This is a genomic window from Microcoleus sp. K1-B1, from assembly GCF_036704705.1.
Lineage (GTDB): Bacteria > Cyanobacteriota > Cyanobacteriia > Cyanobacteriales > Microcoleaceae > Microcoleus.
In genome coordinates this window covers 36,231-48,488 of record NZ_JAUBSH010000049.1, presented here as the reverse complement: position 1 = coordinate 48,488, position 12,258 = coordinate 36,231, and the positions used below count along the sequence as shown (strand labels likewise).

Below are 12,258 nucleotides of genomic sequence, written 5' to 3'. Positions count from 1 at the left end.
TTGGAGTTCCTTCCCTCACACTCCTGTGGATGCCTTTTATGCTTGTAACTCCTCCTAGTTGTAAAAAACCTACACCTGTCAGCGTGCCCGCCCCGGTAGGTAGGGGTAGCGCCCCCGTGCCTACCCCTACCTATTTGTACAAGTGATTTAGGCTCACTATAGAACTTTGCTTCTCTGCCTGTTTACCCATAATCAAGTTTAAAAAAAATCTGGTGCAGACTGCTGAGTAATAAATAAAGAGTCAAAAGAGAGGTTCCCAACATGAGCAATAATTCCATGACGACTATAGTGCAACGTTCACTAATTGCGATATCCTGCGGCATTGCTTTATCCTTTGCCGTTTCCAGTTCGACCATCGCCAGCCAAGTCGCCGGCTGGTGGGGCGGCGATTGGAATTGCAATATCGACGGGCGGCCGGCCCGCATGAGATGGAATGTGGTTGATGATAGCCAAACGACCTGTAACGGTGACACTTGTAGCACCAGTTCTGGCGTGCGCTGGAAGGGCAGCTTTTCCGATAATGGATCGCGCTGGGTGCCACTGACAAATCCACGCCAGGTCAATCGAGGCGGATTGTACTTCCGCCATGCTGATGGCAATCAATGGTATTTGCCCAAACCCACAGGCAATAGAACCACGGGTTGGACGACGTGGAACGGTAAGCGATATCCGCTTTCATGCTGGAAATAAATAGTACAGTCTCGCTTATTTCCTTCGCTTTCTATAGAGCAAGAAATGAGGTTAGGTCTGACCTTCAAACATTTAGTGCGATCGCCGATTTCAATTAGGTTAGTTTTCCCGATCGATCTAACAAGCCCAATTGTTTTTGTTGCGCGATCGCCCGCTAAACCCTAAATTACTCGAAGTTTTATTTAAGGAGAAAACATCATGTCTGATGAGCTTTGCCGCCGTCAATTTTTAAAGGCAGGTGTCGGTTTAATTGCTGGAGGAGCAAGTGCAATTCTGTTTGGCGATCGCGCCGTTTTAGCCCAACCCGCTAGGCAAGCTTCGCAAACCAAGAATACACTTCATACAAAGGGACGGTATCTTTTTGATTCAAGCGGGCAGAAGATCGTCCTGCGAGGAATTAACCTACCCCTGTTGGATGACTGGGATTTTCCTCAAAGCGATAAACTGGCAGAATTGGAAAAAACAGGAGCCAATGCCGTCAGAATCCAATGGTACAAGGATTACGGTCAACCGACTCGTCCTGCCTATTCGCTGCAAAACTTGGATAAATTTCTCGCCCAATGCAAGGCGAACAAAATCGTGCCACTCCTGGGGTTGTGGGACTTAACCTGTAAGTCCGATGCCACCCTCCTCAACACCCAGGTGATTCCTTGGTGGACTTCCGAACCTGTTTTGGCTGTATTGAAAAAACATCAGCGGTATCTGATTGTTAATCCTGCTAACGAATTGGGTGTCTATCGTTGGGCGAACAATTCTGTGGAATCATTGGAGGCGTATAAAACGTCATATAAGAATGCAATTGCCAGCATTCGACAACACTTGCAAGTCCCAATCATGATTGATGCGCCTGATTGCGGTACTTCGATCGAAGTGTTCGCAAAGATAGGTCGGGAATTAGTCGATAGCGATCCAAATCGCAATCTTTTGTTTAGCGGACACGCTTATTGGGCTGGTTATGATGGAATGTCGCATCTTAATGCAGTAACCGCAGCCAATTTACCCATCGTCTTTGGTGAAATCGCCAACAAGCAAGGTGAATCGATCGCGGGGAAAACCGCATACTGCTACTACGATCTGGATGGCAGTAAGGAAAATCCTTTACCCCAGAATGATTTTACCTATCAAGCACTTTTGACGGTGCTAAAAGAGCAGGAAATTGGTTGGCTGGCTTGGTGTTGGTGGAAGGATGGTTGCGATCGGAGGGAAATGACTCGGGACGGTAATTTCTCAGGTCTTACGCCCTACGGCGACGATCTGGTAAACAATCCTATTTACGGCTTAAAGGCGACTGCCCGGCGATCGACTGCTTTTGGGGTATAATCAATTGATTAGCTTGACCAAAGTTTTCCAGCAATTTTGCTTGAGAATCGATCGAGGTCAGTATGGGCTTGGGGAGATGATTCTGACAACTTTGACGTTCGGGTTGCTTTATTGTTTGCTATCGTTACTGCAAATAGCGCAAAAAATACTGTTTTTAGGTGATACAACATATCTTGTTATCGACCAGTATTAGGTATTTGGCAGAATATTTGATATTTCTTCTGCCAAATGCCTCATACTCGATCTTGACGATCGCTCAAAACTCAAAAACAGGCCAGTCCGGTTGCCGGAGGTAGGTAGCCATGTCCTCAAACTTCCGTAGTTCCACTCGGTTTACGGACAGTTCTTGCGGCGTGTCCAGCCATTGCTCGTTTAACTCTGACAGCAAAGCGCACAAGCGATCGCGGTCTAAGTTCGGCCCGGTGTCCCCAAAATAGCCCAGAGTAATGTGTGCCGTAAAATGATATTGCTGTTCAATTCCCAAAGCCATTAAATCGGGATTTTGATAGATCGATCGGCGAAACTCCAGAATTTGCTTGTAAGAGTTTTCGTCCGTCGGTGCCAAACAAACACCCACAGCTCTAGTCATCACCATCAACCCCAACACGATCCAGCGAATGGGAGCGCCGCCCGCCAAGGGTTTGCAGGCGGCAAAACGATCGGCCATGCGCGAGCGCAGTTGCTCCTCAAATTCTGGATTTTTATCAGAGGCATCTCGAAAAGCGCTGTCCCAAATTAAATCGGCTACGGTTAAATGGAAGGTATCAGGAGGCAGTGCCACGATCGCACCCTCCGCTATTTCCTGCAATAGCCGTTGTTGGATCGAGTGCAAATTACTATACAATGCAGCATTTTCTGCATCTTCCCCGGCAGGCGGCGTAATCACCGAATAACCTGGAAAAGGTACAGGATCTCTCCGGCCTGCTTCGTCGGGCTTAAATTTTGGAGATTCCTGAATGTGTTCCACCTGGGACTTGTAGGAGTCCAGCAGCGTCATTCGCGCCACCCGATTTACGTAAGCTTGATAAGTATCATCCAATCTTGATTTCCTCGCGGTGACAAACTCCCACACCAAATTTTATATTATGGTGCGGGCTTCCAACAGCCCTATTCAGGATATGTTGGACTTGCGGAACCTGGAACTTTGATTTTTTGGGCTACTGAGCGTTAAATCATGCACCTTTACCTGTTTTGGGGGGAAGACGACTTTGCGATCGCGCAGGCTGTGACAAGTTTGCGCCAAACAGTCCTCGACCCCAACTGGGCTAGTTTTAACTATGACAAGATTATTGCCGATCGAGCCGACGCTGTGGTCGAAGGGCTTGATCGAGCCTTAACGCCACCCTTCGGTACTGGCAGCCGTTTTGTCTGGCTGGCAAATACGACTGTAACGCAGCAGTGCTCTCCAGAACTGTTAGCCGAATTTGAACGGACGCTGCCGGTGATTCCCCCTACCACCGTGCTGCTGCTGACATCCGTCAAAAAACCCGACAGCCGGCTCAAATCTACTAAGTTAATTTCCCAGTCCGCCACCGAAGTCCGCGAATTTTCGCCGATTCCGCCTTGGAATGACAAAGAATTAGCCCAGCGGGTACGCCAAGTCGCGGGCGAAATGAACGTAAAATTGACAGCCACAGCGATCGAACTTTTGGCCCAATCCATCGGCAGCGATACCCGCGGGCTATACAGCGAACTGGAAAAATTGCTGCTGTTTGCGGGCAACCGCAGCCAACCTCTGAACCCGGAGGAAGTTGCCGCACTGGTACACTGTCACGCCCAAAATACCTTCCAGCTAGCCGATGCGATTCGCGAGGGCAATACCTCCGCCGCTTTGGATTTATTGGCAGGCTTAACTGGCCGCAGCGAGCCTGGTTTGAGGATTGTGGCTGGCTTGACTGGTAAGTTTCGGATTTGGCTGTGGGTAAAGGCAATGATCCAAGCGGGCGATCGCGATGATAAAATTGCTCAAGCTCTAGATCTCGGCAATCCGAAACGAGTATACTATTTTCGTCAAGAAGTCAAGAACGCCAGCTTAGAAAAACTGCAAAAAAGTTTGCCTTTGCTGCTAGAGTTAGAAGCTTCTTTAAAGCGGGGCCGGGAAGAAATCTCAACCCTGCAAACCAAAGTTATAGAACTTTCTAGCTTGTTTCGCTGATGCGCGACAGGGCACAGGATCGGCCCCTTACTGTAAATTTTTACAACAAATTTCGATAGCGGCTATGGGCTTGATGCCGGATCGCGGGCCTAAAGGTCAATAGATACTAGAAATACTCTCAGAATGCCAAAGTAGAAGTTAATGTGGTAAATAAATATTGTCCGCCGAATGCCGATCGGTTAATATTATTTGCCGGCTCTCCACCCCCCCCAAAAAAAGAGCGCTACCCATGACACAACAGAACCCGCGGGAACTGCTCAAGCAAGGCGATCCAAAAGCGATCGCATCTAGCATCAACCGTACACTCAAACCCAAAGGCATCAACGCCGATGTGACGCGGGACAACGGCTGCCTCCACATAATTCTGGAGGCAGACAAAGTACCGGATCAAATGGTATTGGTCGATTTCATCCGCACCGGCATGACGAAGCTGGGACTTGAATCAATTCACACTGTAAAGGTTTACGGGCGTCGAACAGGTGAGGGATCGCCTACGTGGGAAGATGAAATTGATCTGATGCCTGCGGATTCAATGCCTTACCCCTTGGATAGTGGAATGCCTGACGACTCTGTAGGTTTAGATGATGTCGAGCCCGAAGGCGAAGACTATTATCAAGAAGGAGAATTCGATCGAGATGACGACGAGGAAGACGAAGACGAAGACGAAGATCAAGCCCCGCCTCCGAAAAAACAATTTCCCAAATGGGTAATACCTGTGGGTATCTTAGTACCTCTGGCGGTGATCGCAGGGCTTTTCTTTACTAAAACTTTCCCCTTCGGCGACTCGAACCCAGAACCCATCGCCCCCGAAGCTGCTTCCCCTTCCCCGAAACCCGCATCTCCTGCGTCTAAAACCCCTGCATCCTCTCCAGCCGCATCTCCGGGCACCCCACAGGCAGCCTCCCCTGCACCAAAACCCGCTCCCACTGCTGCTGCGCCAGCAAGCCCAGATCCAGCCTCTCCTGCACCAAAAGCCGCCGCGCCTAAGCCTGACTCTTGGAGAGAAGCCGTTAACACAGCTCAGAAGGCAGCAATTTCGGCCCAGAAGGCTCAGTCTCAAGATGAGTGGATCGCAGTAGCAAGCGAGTGGCAGCAAGCGGTTAAGCTCATGAGAGCCGTACCGTCAACCAGCCCGAACTATGAAAAGGCTCAGCAAAAAGCGGCAGAGTATCAGGCTAATCTGATTGTTGCCAACCGCAGGGCGGCAGCAGCGCCTTAAAAGTTTTGAGTTTTGAGTTTTGAGTTTTGAGTTGAATACTCGATGTGCTAAAAGTCAAAAGTCAAAAGCCAAAAGTAAAAAAACTTGTTTTTACTGAAAGCTTTCTTACTTTTGACTTTTTTCAATTTTATTAAAATTTCATTTAAGCTGTCGCGCATTTAAATTGCATATTCGAGGCGGGCGGGACGCCCAACCCCTACTCCCCACTCATTGTTTGATTGTTTTTTAACAGACAATTTAAATGCCGCAACAGCTTAAGAATGGTCATAAAGAAGGTAAACAGAATTATATTTGTGTCGGTTGTGGCAGACAATTTATAGATTGCTATCAACCTCATAAAGGTTACTCTTCCGATGTCAAACGTGAATGTCTCAAAATGTATGTCAATGTTATGGGTTTCGAGCAATTGAGAGAGTCAAAAATGTCAAAAATGTGCATCATACGACCATCATTAATTGGGTCAAACAAATAGGAAAACTCTTGCCAGATTTTTATGACGCAGAAACAACTCCCGAAGTGGGAGAATTAGATGAATTAGAAACATTTTTTGGCTCAAAAAAAACTTGCACCTGGTTATGGACAGGAGTAGATCATTTTAAACCAGGTATTCTAGGATGGGTTTTAGGCGACCGAGCGTGCAAAAACCTTTGAACCACTATGGGGGATTGTTAATAAATGGAAATGCCATTTTTAGGTGACACATGGGTGGATAATTTACCCGCAGTTTATTCCCAATTGAGATCAGATCTCACCGCCAAACATATATGATAAGAGTTGAGGGTGAAAATACAAGATAAAGGCAGTATTTAGCGCGCCTAAAATGAAAAAGTCTTTGTTATTCTAAATTAGACAGCAAGTTGCTAAGGTATTCAATTCAATTACTAATTCACTATCTAAAATTTGCAGATGTTCCAATTCCGTATCAAAATCAAAGAAATCATTCTCTGCGTCCGCTGTTTCTGAATGATTAAACCGCAGAGAACACAGAGGACACAGAGTCAGAGAATGAGAGAGATGAATAATTTCGATGCCCATGGATTTGAGATCGGAATATTTATCATAGCAATCCGCGATAGCGAATAAACACCAACATTACCGCCCACGATCCTAATGCGACTTTGACTGCAACCAGGATATTGAGCAAGGGGAGAATGCCACCGCTGAAAAGTGTGCCTAACTCTCCGTGCGGTAACTCATATCCTGACAAAGTGATAACGGACAATACAATGAAAACAAGTACCGAAACCTTCTCCAACGTCGCGGCGTGCCAGCGCTGGTAGATTTCTTGCATCCACTGCGGTGATGAGGTAATCGCCACCAAGCCGATCGCAGTTCCCCCCGCTACACCCGCCGCAAAACCACCGCCTGGACTTAAATGCCCGCGAATTGCTAGTTCGATACCCACCAAGGCCGCAATCGTCGCTCCCAATCGCGCCAAAATAATCGATGGTTGATCGGTAAACTGATATATGGCGCAGGACGGACTTTCATTGGCTAGCATAAAACTTGCACCCAAGATGGCGATCGTAAATACCACGACTTCAAAGATCGTGTCGTACAGCCGATTTCGCAAAATGATACCGGAAACCGCATTGGGTACTCCACTATCTTGAACAACCAATTCGACGATCGAACTTTGCTGCGATAAGTCCATTGTTGGATTGGCGATTAGCAGCATTTTGACAAACAGCGCTATCCCTGATAAAAAGTAAACCCACTTCATCAATGCTTTTCCTCTGCGTCTGGTGTATTTACATAGGTTAGGGTTGTCCCTGGTGATGAAAGTTCGGTTTGCATGATTTCGTAGACACGCCGAACTCTGATTGCGGTGTTATAAAGTTGCGCTTCGCCGCTGTGTTCTAGTTGGTCTTCTGGGGAACAAGCTGCATGAACTTCTTTTTCCATCAGCGCCCGCTGCAATGCCTGTGTAGTCGAATAGGGAACGAGTTCCAGGCGCATATGGCGTTTCTGAAAAACTGTGCGGATGTCATCTATCAGTTGCTTAAAATGACCTGCGGTTTTGTCGTTTGGTATAGCATCGCCCTCTGTCCCCTCTTCGATTACACCCAGACGCAGCACGAGGGATGAACGCACCGTCACTGCATAAAGTGTAATCGCGAGTAGAGTACCCATCAAGGCTTCGGTCAATGCCACATCCGCCGCGCCTAAAATCGCGTATACCAAGGCGGCGATCGCTCCCAATACCCCCCGCAGTAGCAATGCGTGGTATGGATTGACCTGAAATACCACCATACAAGCAGCTAAGGGTAGCAGAGCGACGAGGACATAAATGTAGCTATTATCGTTCATAGTTACTCCCTGTTTTGGAACAATAGGCCAACACATATCCCAGCATGGTGTTCCAGATTGCTAAGCAAATGATCGCCAGAATTAGCAGGGGCCATTTATTGGGTATTTGCAGCAGCAATCCGACAACGATCGCGATCGAACCCAGCGTATCTGCTACCGAAAGACTGTGCAGTTTATACAAAACCGATCGCTTCCCAAGTAGGTAAGAAGTACCCCAAAACCAGAAAAAAATCCCTATACCGATGCAGGTATAGCTCAATACATCTATTACGATCATGCTTCACTGATACGTTTGATTATATGTGCCAACAACATCAATCCAGCATTACCCACACTGAGGATAATCGCCGCCACCACACCGATCATCCAATCATCGCGCCAGACGGATATGACAAGAGCGATAATTGCCGTCTTGGTCGAGATACTTGCAAAGGCCAACATTGTCTGCCAGATATCATGATCTTTCCATACTTCGTACATGGGTATGAGCAGAGCCAGAATCATCGCAATTAGAATCAAGTTGTTCAAGTTGTTCAATTGTGTGCACTCCTGATTTTTCTTACTTAGCTAAATCAATAGTCCGGACAGTTTTCAATCACTAACGGCAGAATGCGGGTTTCAGCCTTCTCAGTGAGGTCAAATGCTAACGGTAGAATGAGGGTTTCAGCCTCGGTCTCAAAAACTGTCCGGAGTATTGCTAAATCGGAATTATTCATTTCTCTCTTCTCTTCTTTTCTCTGACTCTGCGTCAAGAGCCGTTAAATCATTCAGAAACAAACTTGAGCTAGGTGTTTGATGTCCGTCGCACTCGGTGTACTTCGTAAAAACCCTCTTCGTGATATTTCACAACAATTGTCTTAGGAGTAAAAGTGATCAGGAAGACATCTAGGAAGATCAGCAAGGGCGATCGATGGTTTGGCACTTTTTCCATGATCACATCTTCGTGCCTATGGGGGCGGAAGATGAGTTCAAATGCTTCTAAATAAGCTATCGGAATCGCCATGAAGATTTTACCCAACACCCCCAACCATTCCCTCAAAGGTTCCGGGGGTGTGTAGCTGCGCGGCAACAGGAAAGCAATGATGATGCCGATCGCAATATTTGGCAAACGAAAATCGGCAGTGAGTAGAAACCAAATCGTCAGTCTTAATATTAGATGTCCAATCATGTTGGCAATGCCATCCAGAATAGTAGGAGCGAAATCAAGCTCATAAAACCGACCAAATGATCGAATTGTTCAAGCATACGTGGCAGTTTGATTGCCGTGCGTTGAAAAATTAGAAAATAGGCTGACCAACCAACGCCGATGATGGCGATCGCCTTAAGCATATTTTCCAGCGTATAAGCCTGAACATCAAAAGCATTGGCTGCAATCAACCCAGCCAGCAACAGCAACACCGCAGGCCAAAAACCGGGTTTGGCTGATGTTTGTCCGCCACGGGGTAGAAAGATGAATTTAGCAAAAGAGATTGCTGTTCCGACTGCTGCCACATTCATCCCGATCGATTGCCAGGAACCCAAATTCTTCACCGTTAACGTCTTTGCCCCAAAGCCAACCAACATGGGAAAGCCAGAGATTGATAAGCTAGCTATGACTAAGGCAATCCAGATTTTGGTATCGATCGGCTTCTGTTTCAATTCTTTCAGATTGCGACTCGGTAACGATCCTGCAATCAGAAACAGCGACGATTTGACCAAACCGTGGGCCAGCGCATAAAACCCACCCACAGACGGTGCAGCGAGGATAAAGCCCAACTGCGAAACCGTGTGAAAAGCCAACATCCGTTTGCTATCTTTTTCTAAAACGGCATAGAACACGCCCAGCAGCGCCGTCCCGACGCCAAAGATTTGGACGATGGGTGCCACCTCCTCCACCATCAGCGCACAGCGCACGAGGGGATATACCCCCGCTTTAACGACAATTCCTGACAGCAAAGCCGACACTGGCGTTTCTGATTCCGAGTGAGTTAACGGTAGCCATAACCCCGATACAAACACACCTCCCTTAACCAAGAGTCCCATAAAGATCAGAGCGATCGCCTCTGGGGGCGCTGCACCCAAGCCCGCAAAACTAAACGAATGACTTGCCTTATAAACCAGCACGGCACCGACTAGATAAAACAGCATTGCCGTGTTGCTAATAAATAGATAGCGCAAAGCCACCCAAATCGATCGATCGGTGCGAGGATAGGCAATCAAGAGAAACGCCGCAATGCCGCTGACCTCTAACCCTACATATAAACTGATAAAGTCCGTAGAGGCAAAGGCCGCATTCAGGCTGCCGTGTACCATCAGAATCTGTGCATAAAAAAATGCCGTCTTATCTGTGGGCCAACAGTAGATAATCACCGCTGCTGTGACTAAGGCATTGGTTAAGATGAAATAGGCACTCAAGCGATCGACTAACAACGTGACACTGAAATTATCCAGTAACTCCAGCGTCACCGCTGACGGCATAGCAAAAAGCAGGAACGCATAGGCAGCGGAGACGAGCGCTCCGAATATTGCGAGATACTTGTCAAGCTTCGGAATCAAATAAATACTAAACCCGACAAAAAACGGGAGTCCAATCCAGGCTAGCGTCAGGGTATTCATGGGGTATTATTCATCTCGATTTCGTTACTTTCTAATGTCGGATTATCTCGTGCCAACTTCATCACACTGACCAGCATTAAAGCCTGAATCGAAAAGCCGATCACGATCGCCGTTAAGATGACCGCCTGGGGAACGGGATCGGCGTAAGCGACATTTTTCCCCTTTGAAATAATTGGTGTCAGCCAGCCTTCTCGCGATGCCACCACCACGTAATAGGCTATAACCCCTGTACTCATGACATCCATACAGACGATTTTCATGATCAGGTTCTTTTTAAAGATGATACCAAAAAATCCGCAAAATACTGTTGCCAATACCAATGCTTCTAACATGGAAATTGCCTGTTGGATAAGGGGTTTTGGTTATTATATTTGAAGAAACGTATATTAGCTCTAATGAGACTTAGACATTTTCTAGCCCCTAAAGAACCTGAAAAGGTGTCTAGGTAAGGGAAAGAGTTTGATGCCCCGTCAAAGCTGAAACCCTTGTCAGTTCTGTATCGAGCCCAATTCAAGCTCAAACCCTTTACCTGTCTTAGTTGGCAGCCATTTTTGACGTGATTTTTGTCTACTAAGTCGCGTTAGCGAATCTGTGGCCGACAACGAAGTCCGATCGTCCATCAAACCCGGTTTCACACCACTCGTGCGTCCAAGAGTGTTCAATTTCACTGGGGCGAACGTCACTAACTTCAATCATTCCGCAAAGCGGCGATCGGATCTAAGCGAGCCGCATTCCGAGCCGGTAGCACTCCAGCCAATAAGCCTACAGTAAAAGATAGCCCAAAACCTGCTGCGATCGACCATACAGAAACCACAAACGGAAATTTGAACGCTGTCGAGGCCCCAAAGGCGATCGCAACTCCCAACCCAATTCCCGCCGTTCCCCCCACCGTGGAAACTAAAATAGATTCCGCCATAAATTGAATTAGAATTGCTGCATTAGTAGCGCCTACCGCTTTGCGAATCCCGATTTCCTTAGTGCGTTCCACAACAGACACCAACATAATATTAGCAATACCGATGCCGCCAACCACCAAAGAAATTCCGGCTATCGCACCCACCATAACCGTAAATAAACCTATCACATTGCTGAAAGTATTAACTATCTCAGCTTGATTGACAACTCGAAAATCATCCGGTTGTGGCGGATAAATATTGTGGCGTAAGCGCATGATATTTTCCACTTGAAATTGAGCATCCGCTAAATCCGATTCGTCGGCAGTTTCCAACCAAAAACCCGATATTGCAATCCCCGCTAAAGAATTTCTCCCCACAATCCGCGAAGACATATTTTTGAGGGGAATATACACTCGATCGTCCTGATCGGTTCCCCCTACAGACCCCTTGCTTTCCATCACCCCAATGACCTTGTAGCGGTTTCCCTGAATGCGAATATCGGAGGATAGCGCATTAACTCCGGCTCCAAAAAGTTCGTCCCGCACCTTAGAACCGAGGACAACTACTGGCTCAGCAGCATTCAATTCATCCTCGTTAAAAAACCGTCCTTCTTGGGGTTGAATGTTCTTCACATCTGGATAATTTAAATCCGTTCCCAAAATCGAAGTAAATGAATTTTGTCCGCCATAAACCACTTGCACTTGGCGCTGCAAATAAGCCGAAATCGCCTTAACTGCGGGAGCTTGTTTGCCGATCGCCCTAGCGTCATCCCAAGTAAGGGTAGTAGCAGAACCGCTTCCCTGACTGACACCGCCCGATCGCGAAGCGCCGGATAAAACCAACAGCACATTTGTACCCAAAGCCTTTAACTGTTCTTCAGTTGATTTTTGTACTCCCTGTCCCACCGAAGTAATGGCAATTACCGAAGATATCCCAATAATTACGCCCAGCATAGTTAAACTGGTACGCAACTTATTATTCCACAGCGCCTCTGTCGCCATGAACGCGAGTTGAACATTAGAGATTTTGTTGGTACGGGGGCGAGTCTGTAATTTCATGTTATTTGTTATTTG

The 12,258-nt window shown here is 47.2% G+C and carries 13 protein-coding genes and 1 pseudogene; 5 read left to right on the top strand and 9 right to left on the bottom strand.

Annotated elements, in window-relative coordinates; genetic code table 11:
• Positions 1–276: 276 nt before the first annotated feature.
• Positions 277–690 (top strand): DUF6006 family protein, encoded by a 414-nt coding sequence (locus QUA83_RS18330; RefSeq protein ID WP_333294933.1) that lies wholly within the window; start codon positions 277–279, stop codon positions 688–690.
• A gap of 198 nt (positions 691–888) precedes the next feature.
• Entirely contained in the window at positions 889–2,010 is a 1,122-nt protein-coding gene (locus tag QUA83_RS18325) for a cellulase family glycosylhydrolase (RefSeq protein WP_333294932.1), read from the top strand.
• Between the two features lie 256 nt (positions 2,011–2,266).
• Here the strand turns inward: QUA83_RS18325 and QUA83_RS18320 are convergent, their stop codons facing one another.
• A complete protein-coding gene (locus QUA83_RS18320) occupies positions 2,267–3,007 on the bottom strand; it encodes a DUF1868 domain-containing protein (protein WP_333294937.1) in 741 nt (246 codons plus the stop codon).
• Between the two features lie 177 nt (positions 3,008–3,184).
• On the opposite strand from QUA83_RS18320, the gene holA reads away from it, so the two are divergent.
• From holA to QUA83_RS18305, 3 genes and pseudogenes are all read left to right on the top strand, one after another.
• Positions 3,185–4,165: a DNA polymerase III subunit delta gene (holA, locus tag QUA83_RS18315; protein WP_333294931.1), complete on the top strand. Its 981-nt coding sequence runs from the start codon at positions 3,185–3,187 to the stop codon at positions 4,163–4,165.
• Positions 4,166–4,394: 229 nt separating this feature from the next.
• Positions 4,395–5,384, top strand: a complete 990-nt coding sequence (locus QUA83_RS18310; RefSeq protein WP_333294930.1) for a hypothetical protein — start codon at positions 4,395–4,397, stop codon at positions 5,382–5,384.
• A gap of 241 nt (positions 5,385–5,625) precedes the next feature.
• Positions 5,626–6,355, top strand: a pseudogene (locus QUA83_RS18305) (IS1 family transposase).
• Positions 6,356–6,441: 86 nt separating this feature from the next.
• On the opposite strand, the gene QUA83_RS18300 reads toward QUA83_RS18305, so the two are convergent.
• From QUA83_RS18300 to QUA83_RS18265, 8 genes are all read right to left on the bottom strand, one after another.
• Complete coding sequence (locus QUA83_RS18300; protein WP_333294929.1) at positions 6,442–7,107, bottom strand: Na(+)/H(+) antiporter subunit B; 666 nt, start codon at positions 7,105–7,107, stop codon at positions 6,442–6,444.
• On the bottom strand, positions 7,107–7,694 hold the full coding sequence (locus QUA83_RS18295) for a DUF4040 domain-containing protein (RefSeq protein WP_333294928.1): 588 nt from the start codon (positions 7,692–7,694) through the stop codon (positions 7,107–7,109). The genes QUA83_RS18300 and QUA83_RS18295 overlap by 1 nt, the downstream gene beginning before the upstream one ends.
• Positions 7,684–7,971: a monovalent cation/H(+) antiporter subunit G gene (locus QUA83_RS18290; RefSeq protein ID WP_333294927.1), complete on the bottom strand. Its 288-nt coding sequence runs from the start codon at positions 7,969–7,971 to the stop codon at positions 7,684–7,686. Before QUA83_RS18290 ends, QUA83_RS18295 begins: the two co-directional genes overlap by 11 nt.
• Positions 7,968–8,198: a hypothetical protein gene (locus QUA83_RS18285; RefSeq protein WP_333294936.1), complete on the bottom strand. Its 231-nt coding sequence runs from the start codon at positions 8,196–8,198 to the stop codon at positions 7,968–7,970. The genes QUA83_RS18290 and QUA83_RS18285 overlap by 4 nt, the downstream gene beginning before the upstream one ends.
• Before the next feature lie 280 nt (positions 8,199–8,478).
• On the bottom strand, positions 8,479–8,862 hold the full coding sequence (locus QUA83_RS18280) for a Na+/H+ antiporter subunit E (protein WP_333294926.1): 384 nt from the start codon (positions 8,860–8,862) through the stop codon (positions 8,479–8,481).
• On the bottom strand, positions 8,859–10,289 hold the full coding sequence (locus QUA83_RS18275; RefSeq protein ID WP_333294925.1) for a cation:proton antiporter: 1,431 nt from the start codon (positions 10,287–10,289) through the stop codon (positions 8,859–8,861). The genes QUA83_RS18280 and QUA83_RS18275 overlap by 4 nt, the downstream gene beginning before the upstream one ends.
• The gene (locus QUA83_RS18270) at positions 10,286–10,621 is read right to left on the bottom strand and encodes a cation:proton antiporter subunit C (protein WP_015176833.1); all 336 of its coding nucleotides are present in this window, start codon (positions 10,619–10,621) and stop codon (positions 10,286–10,288) included. Before QUA83_RS18270 ends, QUA83_RS18275 begins: the two co-directional genes overlap by 4 nt.
• A gap of 356 nt (positions 10,622–10,977) precedes the next feature.
• Complete coding sequence (locus tag QUA83_RS18265; RefSeq protein ID WP_333294924.1) at positions 10,978–12,243, bottom strand: ABC transporter permease; 1,266 nt, start codon at positions 12,241–12,243, stop codon at positions 10,978–10,980.
• Between the last annotated feature and the right edge of the window lie 15 nt (positions 12,244–12,258).

What these genes read in the sequence shown, in the direction of transcription:
- QUA83_RS18300 (WP_333294929.1), bottom strand. Translation starts at nt 7,107, where the DNA reads ATGAAGTGGGTTTACTTTTTATCAGGGATAGCGCTGTTTGTCAAAATG.
- QUA83_RS18320 (WP_333294937.1), bottom strand. Translation starts at nt 3,007, where the DNA reads ATGACGCTGCTGGACTCCTACAAGTCCCAGGTGGAACACATTCAGGAA.
- QUA83_RS18310 (WP_333294930.1), top strand. Translation starts at nt 4,395, where the DNA reads ATGACACAACAGAACCCGCGGGAACTGCTCAAGCAAGGCGATCCAAAA.
- QUA83_RS18275 (WP_333294925.1), bottom strand. Translation starts at nt 10,289, where the DNA reads ATGAATACCCTGACGCTAGCCTGGATTGGACTCCCGTTTTTTGTCGGG.
- QUA83_RS18325 (WP_333294932.1), top strand. Translation starts at nt 889, where the DNA reads ATGTCTGATGAGCTTTGCCGCCGTCAATTTTTAAAGGCAGGTGTCGGT.
- QUA83_RS18330 (WP_333294933.1), top strand. Translation starts at nt 277, where the DNA reads ATGACGACTATAGTGCAACGTTCACTAATTGCGATATCCTGCGGCATT.
- QUA83_RS18265 (WP_333294924.1), bottom strand. Translation starts at nt 12,243, where the DNA reads ATGAAATTACAGACTCGCCCCCGTACCAACAAAATCTCTAATGTTCAA.
- QUA83_RS18285 (WP_333294936.1), bottom strand. Translation starts at nt 8,198, where the DNA reads ATGATTCTGGCTCTGCTCATACCCATGTACGAAGTATGGAAAGATCAT.
- QUA83_RS18280 (WP_333294926.1), bottom strand. Translation starts at nt 8,862, where the DNA reads ATGATTGGACATCTAATATTAAGACTGACGATTTGGTTTCTACTCACT.
- QUA83_RS18295 (WP_333294928.1), bottom strand. Translation starts at nt 7,694, where the DNA reads ATGAACGATAATAGCTACATTTATGTCCTCGTCGCTCTGCTACCCTTA.
- QUA83_RS18270 (WP_015176833.1), bottom strand. Translation starts at nt 10,621, where the DNA reads ATGTTAGAAGCATTGGTATTGGCAACAGTATTTTGCGGATTTTTTGGT.
- holA (WP_333294931.1), top strand. Translation starts at nt 3,185, where the DNA reads ATGCACCTTTACCTGTTTTGGGGGGAAGACGACTTTGCGATCGCGCAG.
- QUA83_RS18290 (WP_333294927.1), bottom strand. Translation starts at nt 7,971, where the DNA reads ATGATCGTAATAGATGTATTGAGCTATACCTGCATCGGTATAGGGATT.